The 15,803-nt window shown below is 66.2% G+C and carries 13 protein-coding genes; 3 read left to right on the top strand and 10 right to left on the bottom strand.

Going from position 1 to position 15,803, the window contains the following annotated elements:
* Positions 1–816 carry an arylamine N-acetyltransferase family protein gene (locus IEW01_RS03690; RefSeq protein ID WP_188526233.1) on the top strand — a complete coding sequence of 272 codons (816 nt, stop codon included), beginning with the start codon at positions 1–3 and terminating at the stop codon, positions 814–816.
* A gap of 6 nt (positions 817–822) precedes the next feature.
* Here IEW01_RS03690 and IEW01_RS03685 read toward each other — a convergent pair whose 3' ends face one another.
* The 5 genes from IEW01_RS03685 to IEW01_RS03665 form a co-directional block, all read right to left on the bottom strand.
* Complete coding sequence (locus IEW01_RS03685) at positions 823–1,134, bottom strand: hypothetical protein (RefSeq protein ID WP_188526232.1); 312 nt, start codon at positions 1,132–1,134, stop codon at positions 823–825.
* 9 nt (positions 1,135–1,143) lie between these two features.
* Entirely contained in the window at positions 1,144–3,489 is a 2,346-nt protein-coding gene (locus IEW01_RS03680) for a nitric oxide reductase activation protein NorD (RefSeq protein WP_188526231.1), read from the bottom strand.
* Positions 3,490–3,571: 82 nt separating this feature from the next.
* Positions 3,572–4,381 carry a CbbQ/NirQ/NorQ/GpvN family protein gene (locus IEW01_RS03675; protein ID WP_188526230.1) on the bottom strand — a complete coding sequence of 270 codons (810 nt, stop codon included), beginning with the start codon at positions 4,379–4,381 and terminating at the stop codon, positions 3,572–3,574.
* Positions 4,382–4,437: 56 nt separating this feature from the next.
* Entirely contained in the window at positions 4,438–4,794 is a 357-nt protein-coding gene (locus IEW01_RS03670; RefSeq protein ID WP_188526229.1) for a ribulose bisphosphate carboxylase small subunit, read from the bottom strand.
* A 74-nt stretch (positions 4,795–4,868) separates the two neighbouring features.
* Positions 4,869–6,287 carry a form I ribulose bisphosphate carboxylase large subunit gene (locus IEW01_RS03665; RefSeq protein WP_188526228.1) on the bottom strand — a complete coding sequence of 473 codons (1,419 nt, stop codon included), beginning with the start codon at positions 6,285–6,287 and terminating at the stop codon, positions 4,869–4,871.
* 123 nt (positions 6,288–6,410) lie between these two features.
* Here IEW01_RS03665 and IEW01_RS03660 point away from each other — a divergent pair, with 123 nt between their 5' ends.
* Positions 6,411–7,352, top strand: coding sequence for a LysR family transcriptional regulator (locus IEW01_RS03660; protein WP_229738039.1), 942 nt, complete (start codon positions 6,411–6,413; stop codon positions 7,350–7,352).
* Positions 7,353–7,372: 20 nt separating this feature from the next.
* Here IEW01_RS03660 and IEW01_RS03655 read toward each other — a convergent pair whose 3' ends face one another.
* The gene (locus IEW01_RS03655; RefSeq protein WP_188526227.1) at positions 7,373–7,849 is read right to left on the bottom strand and encodes an Lrp/AsnC family transcriptional regulator; all 477 of its coding nucleotides are present in this window, start codon (positions 7,847–7,849) and stop codon (positions 7,373–7,375) included.
* A gap of 116 nt (positions 7,850–7,965) precedes the next feature.
* Between IEW01_RS03655 and putA the strand changes: the two genes are divergently transcribed.
* Entirely contained in the window at positions 7,966–11,406 is a 3,441-nt protein-coding gene (gene putA / locus IEW01_RS03650; RefSeq protein ID WP_188526226.1) for a bifunctional proline dehydrogenase/L-glutamate gamma-semialdehyde dehydrogenase PutA, read from the top strand.
* Positions 11,407–11,444: 38 nt separating this feature from the next.
* On the opposite strand, the gene IEW01_RS03645 is transcribed toward putA, so the two are convergent.
* The 4 genes from IEW01_RS03645 to IEW01_RS03630 form a co-directional block, all read right to left on the bottom strand.
* Positions 11,445–12,968 (bottom strand): acyl CoA:acetate/3-ketoacid CoA transferase, encoded by a 1,524-nt coding sequence (locus tag IEW01_RS03645; protein ID WP_188526225.1) that lies wholly within the window; start codon positions 12,966–12,968, stop codon positions 11,445–11,447.
* Entirely contained in the window at positions 12,968–14,143 is a 1,176-nt protein-coding gene (locus IEW01_RS03640; protein ID WP_188526224.1) for an acyl-CoA dehydrogenase family protein, read from the bottom strand. Before IEW01_RS03640 ends, IEW01_RS03645 begins: the two co-directional genes overlap by 1 nt.
* 26 nt (positions 14,144–14,169) lie before the next feature.
* The gene (locus IEW01_RS03635; protein ID WP_229738104.1) at positions 14,170–14,745 is read right to left on the bottom strand and encodes an NIPSNAP family protein; all 576 of its coding nucleotides are present in this window, start codon (positions 14,743–14,745) and stop codon (positions 14,170–14,172) included.
* A gap of 91 nt (positions 14,746–14,836) precedes the next feature.
* Positions 14,837–15,745, bottom strand: a complete 909-nt coding sequence (locus IEW01_RS03630) for a helix-turn-helix domain-containing protein (protein WP_188526222.1) — start codon at positions 15,743–15,745, stop codon at positions 14,837–14,839.
* Positions 15,746–15,803 lie beyond the last annotated feature (58 nt).

Below are 15,803 nucleotides of genomic sequence, written 5' to 3'. Positions count from 1 at the left end.
ATGAGCTTTGCGCTGACCGCATATCTCGATCGTCTCGGCCTCACCGATGTGCCGGAAGGGCTGGCCGGGCTGCGCGCCGTGCAGGAAGCGCACATGCGCACGATCCCGTTCGAAAACCTCGATCCCCTCCTTGGCCGCGTGCCGAGCCTCGACCCGGCCTCGCTCAGCGAAAAGCTCTTGGCCCGCGCGCGCGGCGGCTATTGCTTCGAGCACAACGCCCTGTTCGGGCGCGCGCTGGAGCGGCTCGGTTACGCCCCGCGCCCGCTGCTCGCGCGGGTGCGCAACGGCGCGGCGGAAGGCGGCGCGCGCACCCATCAGGCTTTCGAGGTGGTGATCGAAGGCGCGCGCTGGCTCGCCGACACCGGCTTTGGCGGCCACGGCGCGCTGCACCCGGTCGCGCTCGACGATCCCGCCCCGCAAACCCTGCCGAACGGCACCTACCGCGTGGTGCGCGACGAAGCGGCGGCGGAAACGGTGCTGGAGCGCGACGCGGGCGATGGTTGGATTTCGCTCTACGGCTTTGATGGCCTCTCGGCGCGGGAGATCGACCTCGAGGCCGCCAACTTCCTCTGCGCCCGTTGGGAACGCGCGCCCTTTACCGCCAACCTGATGCTGGCGCTGCACGGGGCAGACGGGCGGCGCGCGATGTTCAACCGCGCCCTCACGCTGGGAATGCCGCCGGACACGGAAACCCGGGTGATCGAAACCCCTGTGGAGTTCGCGGACGTGCTGCGAGACGAATTTCACCTCGACGTCAGCGATGCCGATATTGCCGAGATCTGGGCCAGGATCGAAACCGCGCCGACGCGCCGCTGAGGGCGTTCACTCGTCGCCCAGAAGCTCTTTCGCGCCGCTCCAGCCCGCCGCCTTGGCCCGCTCCATCGCATCCGCCTGGATGCGCATGTAGCGCTCCTGCATCTCGGGCGGCATGCCGCCGACGCGGAAGCCGTATTTCTCCCACTCGGCGTTGACCTTTTCCCAAAGGCCCTCGATCCCGTGCGCCAGCCAGCCTTCGCAGGTTTCCGTCTCGGGAATGAGTTCGAACACCCAGGCGTCGCGGATGATCTTCCCGGTATCGGTCATGCCACCGTTCATGTCGTTGTCGATCCCGACGTAGCGCTTCGATTTCTGCATGGCCTTCCCCTAGCTGGTGAGGCTCGCGAACAGCGTGGGCAGCTTTTCGGGCAGGCGGCTCACGTGATCGACGATGGTGTAGTTGTTCTCTCCGAAAATGCGTTTGACGTAAGCATCCGCGTTCGGATCCAAGGTCAGGCAATAGGTGAAAACCCCCTTGGCGTAAAGTTCCTCGACGGCTTTGCGGGTGTCATGTCGCAGGTGCTGGGGATCGCGCTCGTCGATATCGGCGGGGGCGCCGTCGGTCACCAGCAGGATCAGCTTGCGCCGCTCGGGCTGCTTGAGAAGCCCCGCCCCGGCATGGCGCAGCGCCGCGCCCATGCGGGTCGAAAGCCCGCCCTTCATGCCGGCGAGCCGCGCGCGGGCCTCTTCGTCGAAGCGTTGGGCGAAGTCCTTGAACTTGTAATAATGCACGTCGTGCCGCCCGTCGGAGGCGAAGCCGTGCACCGCGAAGGGGTCGCCAATACCATTGATCGCAGTGGCCACAAGCGTGGCGGCCTCGCGGGTGAGATCGAGCACCGTCTTGCCCTCGTCGTCGCCCGCCTGATCGTTGGTGCTTTCCGACAGGTCGAGCAGCACGGTGACCGCGAGATCGCGCGTCTTGATCACGTTGCGCATGGTGATGCGGGGGTTGGGCTGCTCGCCCATGCGGATCGAGATCATCGCGTCCACCGCCGCGTTGAGGTCGATCTCGTCGCCGTCTTCCATGTTGCGCACCCTTTGCACGCCGGCCGGGCTCAGCATGTCGATGATCTGGCGGATGCGGTGGGCGATCGGCTTGTGCTCGGCAAGGATCTCGTCGATCTGCTCCGGGTCGCCCCGGTTCACCCGGCGCTCGTAGACCGTGGCCCAGTCAGGCCGGAACAACTGCACCTGGTAATCCCATTCGTGGTAGTGGAATGGCGCCGAGATCGGCTCCTTGCCCCACATGTCGTTGAAGCTCACCGTGGCCTCGCCGGCGTCCTCGTAGGGCATGAAATTGTCTTCACAGATCCAGACTTCCTGCGCGTCGTCACCGGCAAGCTCGGCGTCGACTTCGTGGGCCATCTCCATCACGCTCACGTATTTGCGCACCTGCCGCTGGCTCGCGGGAATGTATTCGGCACCGTGGCTGTCCCAGTCGAACTCCTCGAACTCCCAGACGAAGCGGTTATCGTCGCGGTAGGGGATGCGGATGCTGTTGAGGATACGCAGGGAGGGCACGTCGCGCTGGGCGGCGAAGACGTGGAAAAGCTCCATCCCGATGTGCCACGACAAGCTGTTGTCGCCCGCCCGCGCCTCGATCTCGGCGTGGAACTTCGCGCCCAGCGTGTCGAGCTCGGGGTTGCCGGTCAGCGCCTCCGGGTCGAGTAGCAGGTGGGCGAACTGCTCCAGCGCCTCGACCGTGGGATGCTCAACGGGGCTTTGATGTTCAATCGAGTGGAGCCGCCCCCAGAGCTTGGCGAGGCCGGGAAAATCGCGCGCCGCGCGCCATTCGACGCGGGCATCTTCCACCAGCCCGATGCAGAACATCTGCGCCGGGCTGAGTTGCTCGGCCGAGATCGGCGCGGTGGTGTATTGCATGTGCGCGGCCTGGTGCGCCGTCATCGCGCGGTACAGCTCAAGACCCGGGATGCCGGCGATATCGTCGAGCGCGTCGGGCAGGTGCATGACGTGGTGCTCGATATAGGGGCGGAAGCCCTCGTAATCGGCGACCGTCGGGCGCAAGAAGAAATCGCGCCCCCAGAGCGCGCGCAAGTAGAAGTTGAGCTTGCGCTGGGTGTCGATGAACAGCGTGCCGCGGCGCTCCTGCTGGAGCATCTTGCGCGCGTCGGCGCTTTCCAGCGAGAAGTAGCGCGTGAGCCCCGCAAGGTCGCGCTTGTAGGCATCGGCGCCGAAATTGGCCCAGCGGCGCAGGCCCGAGAGGGTGAGCTTCGACAGCAACTCGTCAATGTGCGAGAGCATGGGGCGCAGGCCCCGGCTGGCCTTGGCCGAAAGCTGGTGGATGAGGTTCAGGTAGCCGCGCAGAAGCTCCGGATCGCCCAGCCGCCGTGCGGCGGTGGGCAGGCTGGAGAACAGGAGCGCGATCACCTCGCCGCTGGTCATCGAGCTGAGCTTCATCGCCGCGCCGAGGCAATCGCGGATCACGTCCTCGCCGCATTCCTTGACCACGGCGGGCATGTTTTCGAGCCATGCCAGCACGAGATCATAGCCGCGCCCGAGGCTGCAAAGGCCCTTGGCTCCTTCCATGTAGTCGGCAAGCCCCGCGGGTGACATCACCCGGGCCGCCTCGTGGAAGGTCGCCTCGAGCGTGTCGAACATCTCGGGCGGGGCCTTGGCGAAGCAGACGCGGTAGTCTTCGAGGTCGATCGTCATCGGGTGTTCCTCGCGGGTTGCAGACGTGGGGACGGCGCCGCGCGGTGCCATCGGGCGCGCCCACGCGGACGCACCTACCCCTTCACACGAAGAAGGTCTCCACCGCCGCCTGCAGCGTCTGGCGCATGTCGGGATCGTCGGTGAGCGGGGTGACCAGCGTCATCTGGCAGGCCGCCACCGGATCGACACCCTCGGCAATCATCTGGCCTGCGTAGACGAGCAGGCGCGTCGAGATCCCCTCGTCCAGCCCGTGGCCCTTGAGGTTGCGGGTGCGGTGCGCAATCTGGACGAGCTTCTTCGCCGTCTCGCCGTCGACCCCGGCTTCGCGGGCGACGATATCGGCCTCGATCGCCGCCTCCGGGTAGTCGAAGTCGAGCGCCGCGAAACGCTGCTTGGTCGATTGCTTGAGATCCTTCATCAGGCTCTGGTAGCCCGGGTTATACGAGATCACGAGCTGGAAATCGGGATGGGCATCGACCAGCTCGCCCTTCTTGTCGAGCGGCAGCTGGCGGCGGTGGTCGGTGATCGGGTGGATCACCACGGTGGTGTCCTGCCGGGCCTCGACGATCTCGTCGAGATAGCAGATCGCGCCGATCCGGGCCGCCATCGTGAGCGGGCCGTCCTGCCACTTGGTACCGTCCTTGTCGAGCAGGAAGCGGCCGACGAGGTCGGAGGCGGTCATGTCTTCGTTGCAGGCCACGGTGATCAGCGGGCGGCCCAGCTTCCATGCCATGTATTCGACGAAGCGCGACTTGCCGCAGCCCGTGGGGCCCTTCAGCATCACCGGCATGCGCCGGGCATAGGCCGCCTCGTAGAGTTCATCCTCGCCGGCGACGACCCTGTAGAATGGCTCCGCCTTGACCTTGAACTGATCGGTGTCGTGCTGGTTCATGACTTCCTCCCCTGTGATCCCCGGCCCGTCGTAGCGGCGGGCCGGGGAGATCCGGATCAGACCGGTTTGCCGCGGTAGACGACCATCTCGGCGCCCTTCGACTGGGCGTAGTTGTCGTAACCGACGAGGCGCACGTGGTTGTTCGGGTGCGCCTTGTGGCAGGCCTCGGCCTCGCCGAGGATGACATCGACATCGGTTTCGCCGAACATCGGCAGTTTCCACATGTACCAGTAGCTGCTAGTCGCGTTTTCCGGTTCGGTGTGCTCGACGGCCGGGTTCCAGCCCTTCGAGACGATATATTCCACCTGCTTGCGGGTCTGTTCGGTGGTCATCTCCGGCAGATAGGAGAAGGTTTCGAACTTGCGGCTGGTGACGTCGGAAAGCGACGACTTGTAGTCCTGCATGTCGGCCATGGTTTGGCTCCCTTGATATGTCTGGATGTGCGACCCCGGGGCGTGCCGCCCGGGGCCAATCGGTGGCGCGGAGATCAGCGGTGCTGGGTGTCCAGCTTGTCGACGGTGTCGAACTCGAACTTGATCTCTTTCCAGGTTTCCATCGCGGTCGCGAGTTCGGGCGAAGACTTGGCGGCATTGGTGAGAATGTCCTTGCCTTCCTTCTCCAGCTCGCGGCCCTCGTTGCGGGCCTGGACACAGGCTTCCAGCGCCACACGGTTGGCGGCCGCGCCGGCGGCGTTGCCCCAGGGGTGGCCGAGCGTGCCGCCGCCGAACTGAAGCACCGAGTCGTCGCCGAAGATCGAGACCAGCGCCGGCATGTGCCAGACGTGGATGCCGCCCGAGGCCACCGGGAAGACACCCGGCATCGAGCCCCAGTCCTGGTCGAACATGATGCCGCGCGAGCGGTCTTCCTTGATGAAGCTGTCGCGCATGATGTCGATCCAGCCCAGCGTCGCCTCGCGGTCGCCTTCGAGCTTGCCGACGACGGTGCCCGAGTGCAGGTGATCGCCACCCGAAAGGCGCAGCATCTTGGTGAGCACCCGGAAGTGGATGCCGTGGTTCGGGTTGCGGTCGATGACGGCGTGCATGGCGCGGTGGATGTGCAGCAGCATGCCGTTGTCGCGGCACCAGTTGGCCAGACCCGTGTTGGCGGTGAAACCGGCGGTCAGGTAGTCGTGCATGATGATCGGCGCGCCGAGTTCCTTGGCGTATTCGGCCCGCTTGTACATCTCTTCCGGCGTCGGCGCGGTGACGTTCAGGTACGAACCCTTCTTCTCACCGGTTTCGGCTTCGGCCTTCTGGATCGCTTCCATCACGTAGTCGTAACGGTCGCGCCAGCGCATGAACGGCTGCGAGTTGACGTTCTCGTCGTCCTTGGCGAAGTCGAGACCGCCGCGCAGCACCTCGTAGACGGCACGGCCGTAGTTCTTGGCCGAGAGGCCGAGCTTCGGCTTGATGGTGCAGCCAAGCATCGGGCGGCCGTACTTGTTCATCTTGTCGCGCTCGACCTGGATGCCGTTCGGCGGGCCGCCACAGGTCTTGACGTAGGCGATCGGCACCCGCACGTCTTCGAGGCGCAGCGCGCGCACGGCCTTGAAGCCGAACACGTTGCCGACCAGCGAGGTGAGGATGTTGACCACGGAGCCTTCTTCGAACAGGTCGATCGGGTAGGCGATGAAGGCATAGAAGGCTTCGTCATTGCCCGGCACGTCCTCGATGGCGTAGGCCCGGCCCTTGTAATAGTCGAGATCGGTCAGAAGGTCGGTCCAGACCGTCGTCCAGGTGCCGGTGGAACTCTCCGCGGCAACGGCGGCGGCAGCTTCCTCGCGCGGCACACCCTCCTGCGGGATCACCTTGAAACAGGCCAGAAAATCGGTGTCGAGCGGGGTGTAATCGGGCATCCAGTAGGTTTCCCGATAATCCTTCACCCCGGCGTTGTATGTCTTCGCCATCGCGGTCGTATGCCTCCCTATCGCATCAAATGGCCCAACCGATGGGGCCTGAGCGACTCGTAGTTGACCACTCGGATAGAGAACACTAAATTTTTTTTATGCCACGCATAGAGTTTATAACATATGAGCAAGCCCATCATCACCCCCACGATCCAGCAGCTCCGGCTTCTCGAAGCCGTGGCACGGCACCATTCGATCACGCGAGCGGCCGAGGAAGTGCACCTGACCCAGCCTTCGGTTTCCATGCAAGTGCGCACCCTGGAAGAGAAAATCGGGATGCCGCTGACCGAGCAGGTGGGCAGGACGCTGCATCTCACGCGGGCCGGCGAGGTCGTCGCCGCGGCCGCGCGCGAAATCCTCGCCCGGCTCACCGAGATGGAAGCCGGGCTCGAAGATCTCGACCGGGAGGTTGGAGGGCGACTGTCTGTCGCAGTCGTCTCGACCGCCAAGTATTTCATGCCGCAGCTCCTGGGCAGCTTCAAACGCCGCTTCCCGAAGGTCGAGCCCAGGCTGCAGATCACCAACCGCGAAACGCTGCTCGCGCGGATGGGCGCGAATGCCGACGATCTCTACATCATCGGTCGCCTGCCCGAAGAGGAAGCGCAAACCGTGATCGCCGAGCCTTTCCTTGAAAACGTCATCGCCTTCGTGGCCCGGCCCGATCACCCGCTGGTCGGCCAGAAGGCGATCCCGCTCGCCCGGATCGCGCAGCAGGATCTGCTGCGGCGCGAGCCCGGCTCGGGCACGCGGCTGGCGGTGGAACGGCTGTGCGCCGCGGCGGGGGTGACCCTGCGCACGCACATGGAGTTCGACGACAGCGAGGCGATCAAGCAGGGCGTGGTCTCCGGCCTCGGCATCGCCTCGCTCTCGCTGCACACCCTGCGTCACGAACTCGCCACCGGCGAGCTTGCCGTGCTCGACGTGCAGGGCTTTCCGATGCGGCGGCGCTGGTACGCGGTGCACCGCAAGGGCAAGCGGCTGTCCAATGCCGCGGAACGGTTTCTCGATTTCCTGCTCACCGAGGGCGAACAGGAAGTCTCGAAGGCGTTGCACACCCCGGGGTGATGGCCACGCCGGGCGGGTTGTCAGATCTGCGCCACGCCCCGGTCGCGCACGCTTTCCATAGAGACGAAGGTGGAGGTCGAGGCCACCTTGGGCAGTCGCGAGATGCTTTCGCTCAACACCCGGCGATACTCGGTGATATCGCGGGTGCGCACCTTCACCAGGTAGTCGAACCCGCCGGCGATCAGGTGGCATTCCTCGACCTCCGCGATCTCGCGCACCGCCTTGTTGAAGGCGGCGAGCGAATCCTCCCGGGTGTCCGACAGCCGCACCTCGAGAAAGGCGACGTGTTCCATTCCGAGTTTTCGAGCCGAAAGCTCGGCGCGGTAGCCGGTGATCACCCCTTCCGCCTCCAGCCGTTTCACCCGCGCCGCCACCGGGGTTTTGGAAAGCCCCACCTTCTGGCCGAGTTCCGTCATCGGGATACGGGCATTGCGGGCCAGCTCGTTGAGGATCGCCCGGTCGATCCGGTCGAGCTTCGGGGTGGGGGGATTGGTCATGCCATTATCTCGCTATTGCCGCGAATTTTGGTCGGATCGCCTATTCATTCCCGAAAAATGGACGGATGTCACGTCAACGCTGAAATATCATGTCACAAATGCATGGAGGCAGGACGATGATCGACATCGATTCCCGTTGGGACGAAAACAAGCGCCGCGACGAGGCGGAGCTTCTGGCCGAATTGATCGGCACCGCCGCGCTCGATGCGCCCGCGCGCGAACGGATCGTCACCCGCGCCGCCGCGCTGGTGGAGCGCATCCGGAACGATGCACGGCCAGGGCTGATGGATGTTTTCCTCGGTGAATACGGGCTGTCCACCGAAGAGGGCGTGGCGCTGATGTGCCTTGCCGAGGCGCTGCTCCGGGTGCCTGACGCCGACACCATCGACGCGCTGATCGAAGACAAGATCGCGCCGTCGGACTGGTCGAAGCATATCGGCCAATCCGCCTCGCCCCTGGTCAATGCCTCGACATGGGGCCTCCTGCTCACCGGCAAGGTGCTCGACGAGGCCGATCCGGGCATCGCGGGCACCTTGCGCGGCATGATCCGCCGCCTCGGCGAGCCGGTGATCCGCACCGCCGTGGGCCGCGCGATGCGCGAGATGGGCCGCCAGTTCGTGCTGGGCGAGACCATCGGGGCGGCGATGAAGCGCGCCCGGGGCAAGGAGGTCGAAGGCTTCACCTATTCCTACGACATGCTCGGCGAGGCGGCGATGACGGCCGCCGACGCGGCGCGCTATGCCCGCGCCTATGCGCAGGCGATCAAGGCCATCGCGGCGGCCTGCTCGCCGGGCGAGATCGCCGCCAATCCCGGTATCTCGGTCAAGCTCTCGGCGCTTCATCCGCGCTACGAGGTTGCCAAGACGGAGCGGGTGATGGCCGAGCTCGTGCCGGTGCTGCGCGACCTTGCCCGGCAGGCGGCGCGCGCCGGCATTGGCCTCAACATCGACGCCGAGGAGGCCGACCGGCTGGGGATCTCGCTCAAGGTCATCGAGGCGGTTCTGGCCGACCCGGAGTTGGCCGGATGGGACGGGTTCGGCGTCGTGGTGCAGGCCTACGGGCGGCGCGCGGGCGACGTGATCGACGGGCTGCACGAGATCGCCACGCGGCTGGACCGGCGGATCATGGTGCGCCTCGTGAAGGGGGCCTACTGGGATACCGAGATCAAGCACGCGCAGGTCGAGGGGCTCACGGATTTCCCGGTTTTCACGCGCAAGGCGGCAACGGATGTGAGCTATCTCGCGGGCGCGCGCAAGCTCCTGGGGATGACCGACCGGATCTATCCGCAGCTCGCCACCCACAACGCGCATACCGTGGCCGCCGTGCTCGACATGGCCGACGGGCTGGACCGATCGCGTTTCGAGTTTCAGCGCCTGCACGGCATGGGCGAGGGGCTGTACGACATCGTCCGCGCCGAAACCGATGCGCGCTGCCGGATCTACGCCCCGGTCGGCGCGCACCGTGATCTGCTCGCCTACCTCGTGCGGCGGCTGCTGGAGAACGGGGCGAACTCCTCCTTCGTCAACCAGATCGTCGACAAAGCGGTGCCCGCGCGCGACGTGGCCGCCTGCCCCTTCGCCGCGCTCGAGGCCGCGCCGGGGCGGTTCGAGCCGGAAATCCGCAAGGGTCCGGAGCTTTATGCGCCCGACCGGAGAAACTCGCTGGGGTTCGACCTGAACGATGTCACAACGCTTGCCGAAATCGCGGCCGAGCGCCGGGCGCCGGGCAAGTGGGAAGTGGGGCCAATCATCGCCGGCTCGGTCGAGGGCATGGAGCCCGAGACCGCGCGCAACCCGGCCACGGGCGCGGAGATCGGCAAGGTGGTGAAAGCGAGCGAGGCGGACGTGGAAACCGCCCTGTCGGCGGCGCGGGCCTGGAATGCGCCGGTGTCGGAACGCGCGGCGGTGCTGCGCCGGGCCGCAGATCTCTACGAGGAGAATTTCGGCGAATTGTTCGCGCTGCTTGCCACCGAGGCCGGAAAAACCCTGGCCGACGCAGTGGGCGAACTGCGCGAGGCGGTGGATTTCCTGCGCTACTACGCGGGCGAGGCCGAACGGCAGACGGCACCCGCGCGGGGCATCTTCACCTGCATCAGCCCCTGGAACTTTCCGCTCGCGATCTTCAGCGGGCAGATCGCCGCCGCGCTCGCCACCGGCAACGCGGTTCTGGCCAAGCCGGCCGAAACCACCCCCGCGATCGCCGCCTGGGGTGTGCACCAGATGCATGCGGCGGGCGTGCCGTCCGATGCGCTGCAGCTTCTGCCGGGCGACGGCAGCGTGGTTGGCGCGGCCCTCACCTCCGACCCGCGGGTGAACGGGGTGGCCTTTACCGGCTCCACCGCCACCGCCCGCCGCATCCAGCGCGCCATGGCGGAAAACCTTGAGCCCGGCACGCCGCTGATCGCCGAAACCGGCGGGCTAAACGCCATGATCGTCGACAGCACCGCCCTGCCCGAACAGGCGGTGCGCGATATCGTCGCCTCCGCTTTCCAGTCGGCCGGGCAACGCTGCTCGGCCCTGCGCTGCCTTTACGTGCAGGAAGACATCGCCCCGACGATCCGCACGATGCTGATCGGCGCCATGGATGAGCTTGCCCTCGGCGACCCCTGGGCGCTTTCCACCGATGTCGGCCCGGTCATCACCGCCGAAGCGCGCGATGATATCGCGGGGTATGTCGAAAACGCCGAGGCGGAGGGGCGGCTGATCCACCGTCTCACCACGCCCGGGGCCGGCAATTTCGTGGCCCCGGCGCTGATCGCCGTGGACGGGATCGCCGATCTCGAACGCGAGGTTTTCGGCCCGGTGCTGCATCTGGCCACCTTCAAATCGCGCGACCTCGGGAAGGTGATCGCGGACGTGAACGCCACCGGCTACGGGCTTACCTTCGGGCTGCACACCCGGATCGACGACCGGGTGCAGACCATCGCCGACGCGGTCCATGCGGGCAATATCTACGCCAACCGCAACCAGATCGGCGCCATCGTCGGCTCGCAGCCCTTCGGCGGCGAGGGGCTTTCGGGCACCGGCCCCAAGGCGGGCGGGCCGCATTACCTCGCGCGCTTCACCCGGGCCGAGGCCCCGCGCCACAACGTGGCTGCGGGCGCGCCAGCCGATCCCGCCGGGATCACGGCCGCGCTTGCAACGGCGGAACCGCCGCAGCTGGTGAACTCGCGCCTCATGCCGGGGCCTACGGGCGAGCTCAACCGGTTGAACACGCTGCCCCGCCCGCCCGTGCTTTGCCTCGGGCCCGGCGAGGCCGCCTGCACGGCGCAGGTGGCGGCCGTCGAGGCGCTTGGCGGGAAGGCCATTGCCGTGACCGGAACACTGGCGCCCGATGCGCTCGGCGGGCTGGCGCCATACGGTGCCGTATTGTGGTGGGGCGACGACTATACCGCCCGCGCCTATGCGCAGGCGCTCGCCGACCGGGCGGGGCCGATCATTCCGCTCGTCACCGGCCTTCCGGATAATGGCCACGTGCTTCACGAACGGCATCTGTGCGTCGACACGACCGCGGCGGGTGGCAATGCCAGCCTGCTTGCCGGGCAAGGCGGAGCGTGATCGCGTGCGCGGGGTATCGGCACCCCGCGCGCGTTTCATCAGGCCATGAAACACCCTTCCGGCATGGCTGTTGGCGTCTCGATTTGCGGGGCGAAGGCCATCTGAGAAAGGATGTCCTGCTCGAGATGCGTTCCCGGAGCCGTCTCGATCAGCGCCAGCCCGCGCTCGGTCAGCCGGAACACGGCGCGCTCGGTGACGTAGAGCACCTCCTGCCCCTGCCGCAAAGCCTGTTGGCCCGAGAAGGTGATCTGGTCGACGCGCGCCACGAATTTTTTCACCGCCCCGTGTTGCCGGATCATGAGCCGCCCGTCGCCCGAGGCGATGTCGGCGCCCTTGGCATCGAAGGTGCCGACGAAGACGACCTTGCGCGCATTCTGGGCGATGTCGATGAAGCCGCCCGGCCCCACCGGCAGCCCGCCGAGCCTGGAGGCGTTCACGTTGCCCAATGCGTCGATCTGGCCGAAGCCGAGAAAGGCGATGTCGAGCCCGCCACCGGCGTAGAAATCGAACTGCGACGGCCCGTCGATCATGCAACTGGCGTTTCGGGCGTAGCCGAACAGCGTTCCGGTGAGCAACTGCCCGCCATAGGTGCCGTGTTCGATGGTCTGGTAATAGAGATGGCTCTCGCCCCGGGCCGCGAGGATCGTGGCGATCTCGTCGGGAATGCCATACCCGAAATTGACGATCGCGCCCTCGCGCAGCTCCAGCCGGGCGCGGTTGGCGATGATCCGGCGCGGGTTGAACCCCGGATCATGCGGCGGCTCGAGCGGCACGCGGGCCTGCCCCGAGATCGAGGGATCGTAGCCGATCTCGTAGCCTTGCGCCTGGTCGGGGTCGACAACGATGGCATCGACGATGGCGCCGGGGATGCGCACCTGCCGGGCGCCCAGTTCCCCGGCCTCTACCCGCTGACGAACCTGGAAGATCACCTTGCCACCGGAATTGTGCACGGCGGCGGCGATGGCGTAGGTGTCGACGTTGGCGGGCTCCTCGTCGAGCGAGATATTCCCCTCGTCGTCGGCGATGGAGCCCTTGAGCAGGCAGGCGTGGATCGGGAAAGGGAGATAGCGCAGGTATTCGCGCCCGTCGATCTCGATCACCTCGCAGAGCGGATCACGCGCCGCCTCGTTCATGCGCCCGCCGTCGATGCGCGGGTCGATGAACGTGCCGAGGCCGACGTGGGTGATCAGCCCGGGCCTGCCGGCCGCAATCTCGCGCATCAGCTGCATCGCCACGCCGCCGGGCAGAACATGGGCCTCGATCTCGTTTTTCGCCGCCATTTCCTGCATCTTCGGCGACCAGACCCAGTGCCCGCCGATCACCTTGCGCACCATCCCCGGATGTGCGAACCGCCCCACCCCGGTGCCCTGCCGGTTGCCGATACCGAGGGCGTGAACGAGAGTCAGGCGGCGCGGATGCCCGGTTTCGAGAAAGCGCTTCTCGATCTCCTCCTGCAGCAGCATCGCCTCACACAGGCCGCCGCCGCCGCCGGTGATCGATACGGTCGCGCCATCTTCCACGAGGGCAACGGCCTCGGCGGCCGACATGAACTTGTCGCGCATCAGGCTCCCCACGGGTCGAAAAGCTGAGCGCCGCCCTTGAGAAGGGACTTGGCGATCACGCCACGGTGGATCTCGCTGGCGCCGTCGAAGATGCGGTAGATCCGGGCGTCGCGGTAATAGCGCTCGATGGGCAGGTCTTTTGAATAGCCCATGCCGCCGAAGATCTGCACCGCGCGGTCGACCACGCGACCGAGGGTTTCGGAGCCCTGCACCTTGAGCACCGAGATGCGCGCGCGCGGGTCGAGCCCTGCGTCGATTTCCCATGCACACTGCCACAGCGCGCTGCGCGCGGCGCTGATTTCCATGGCGGAATCGGCCAGCATCTGCTGCACCATCTGGAACTCGCCGATCGGCTGGCCGAACTGCACCCGCTCGCGGGCATAGTCGAGCGTCATCTGGAGAACCTTCGTCGCCTTGCCGATCGAGCGGGCGGCCACCTGCGCCAGCCGCACCCGGCCAAGAACAGACAGCGCCAGTTTCAGCCCCTCGCCCTCGGTGCCGAGCAGATTCTCATCGGTCAATTCGACATCATCGAAGTGCAGATCGAGGTGCGAGGTGCCGCGCAGGCCCATCATCGGCTGGTCGCGCCCGATGTTGAACCCGGGTGTGCCCTTGTCGAGCAGGAACATCGAGATGCCGCGATGGCCCTTCGCCGGGTCGGTGACGGCGGTGACGACGAAGAAATCGGCAAAAGCCCCGTCGGAGATGTAGTGCTTCATGCCGTTCAGCACCCACTTGTCGCCCTTGCGTTCGGCGCGGGTTCTGATCCCCGCCGCGTCCGAGCCGGCACCGGGCTCGGTGAAGGCGATCGAACAGACCCGGTCGCCGCGCACCGAAGGCAGCAGCCAGCGCTCGACTTGCGGCCCTTCGCAGGACAGCAGCACTTCGTAGACATTGCCGAAGGCGCGGCGGATCAGGATATCGGTGGTGTGGCCGAATTGTTCCTCGACCATCATGGTTTCCAACGCCGAGAGCCCTCCGCCGCCGAACTCTTCGGGAATGTTCATCCCGTAGAGCCCGAGCGCGCGGGATTTCTCGAAGATCGAGCGGGCGATTTCATCCGGCAGCTGGCCGGTTTCCTCAATCTCCTGTTCCAGCGGCGCAAGCTCGTCCTTGATGAAACCGCGCACGGTTTCGACCAACATCCGCTGTTCGTGGGTTATCTCGAAATCCATCTCACTTTCCTTCGATGTGCCGTCTCTCAGCGCAACGGCGAGAGGCTGAGGGGGCGCAGAAGCTCATGGGTCAGCACGCCATCATTGCTGGAAGCCAGCGCCTCGAAGGCGCCCTCGGACAGGGTCACTCGCGCGCCCGGCACCTCCCCCGAAAGCACGCGGAAGGCGGCGACGCGGTCGCCCGGAACGGGGTTTGCCGAGATCGTCAGGGCATGCACCCCTTGGGCAAACATGGCGCTTGCGGCAGGCTGGTTCGGGTGCAGCGTGCGCCTTTCGGCCACCACCGCGTCGAACCCCGGCGACGACGCCTCCAGTGCGAGAAACCTGTTGGACTGCTGCACCACGTCGGCAAAGGCTTCGGGCACGAATCCCTCCATCCAGTCCCGGTCTTTCACGAGGGCCGCGCGGGCCGCCTCGCGCTCGGCGAAATCGGCATAGACCCAGAGGTGTTCGATCCGGTTGAGCCGGCCGCTCTCAACCATCCAGTAGCCGGCCATCGGCAGGTGACGCGTCACCAGGCCGACTCCCACGGTTCGGAAAAAATCAAGGTAGGCCGGAGCCTTACCCGGTTTCAGATCATAAGTGCGAAGCTCGAACAACACGCCGAATTCCTCTCGACCGCCGACGATGGCAACCTGCAAAGCGGGCGCGCGGAAGAAAATGGACGATCGGGAATTAGTGTTGGACGATCCGTCAGCCTTCGACGCGGCGGGTGGTCGCGGCGTCGAGGCGGTAGCTGCCCGGCGGTGCTCCCACGCGCTGGGAGAAGAAACGGTTGAAATAGGCCGGATCGTCGTAACCGATGGAATGGCCGATCTCGGCCACGGTCATCTCGGAGTAGAGCAGGCACCGCTTGGCCTCGACGAGGATACGATCATGCAGCACTTCGGAGGCCGTCCGTCCGGCGCGGGCCTTGCAGGCGGCATTCAGGCGCTGCGCCGAGATACCGAGTTCACGGGCATAGAACGCGAGCGATTTCTGTGTGCGGAAGTGGTTCTCGAGCAGGTTTCGATAGCGTGTGACCAGTTCGAAGTTGCGGTCGCGGTGGGCGCCTCCCGCGCCTGCACGGTTCTCGCTCACCCGCAAGAGCGAGACGAGAACGGACAGAAACTGCGCCCGGATCGCCATCCGCCGCCCGGTCGCGTCCCAGCGCGACTCGGCGAGAAGCTGCTCGAACGCATGGGGCACCGCCTCGGCACAGGGGCCATCGGGCCGGATCGGATAGGCACCGGCATGGCGGGTGATGTCGACGAGCCTCGGGTCGTCGCGCGCCACGGCCTCTACGAAGGTGACCGCCGCGGTGACGACCCGCCCCTCGGTGCCGGGCCGGAAGCGGATTTCATGCACCGCGCCGGCGGGCTGAACCACCAGCGTGCCGGGCTCGGCGACGAACTCCTCCCCCTCGATCAAAAAGGTCGCGCCACCATCGGTCAGCCACAGGATCTGGGCGTGGTCGGGGTGCACATGTGGATGAATAATCCAATCATGCCGCAACGAGCGCTCGCGAACAGGCTCGACGTGAATCGTATCGAGATCAACGTCTTGCTGGGCGTCGCCATAGAGATAATAGCTTGGAACCGGTGTCAGGCCTTGTTTGTTCACGGGTTCCTCCGTCTGGATCGCGCGTGGCGAGGAACAGGAATAGTCCAACAAAAACCTC

The sequence above is a fragment of the Sinisalibacter lacisalsi genome, assembly GCF_014640115.1.
Lineage (GTDB): Bacteria > Pseudomonadota > Alphaproteobacteria > Rhodobacterales > Rhodobacteraceae > Sinisalibacter > Sinisalibacter lacisalsi.
The sequence above is the reverse complement of the archived record's forward strand: the minus strand, read 5'-3'. Positions and strand labels throughout refer to the sequence as shown.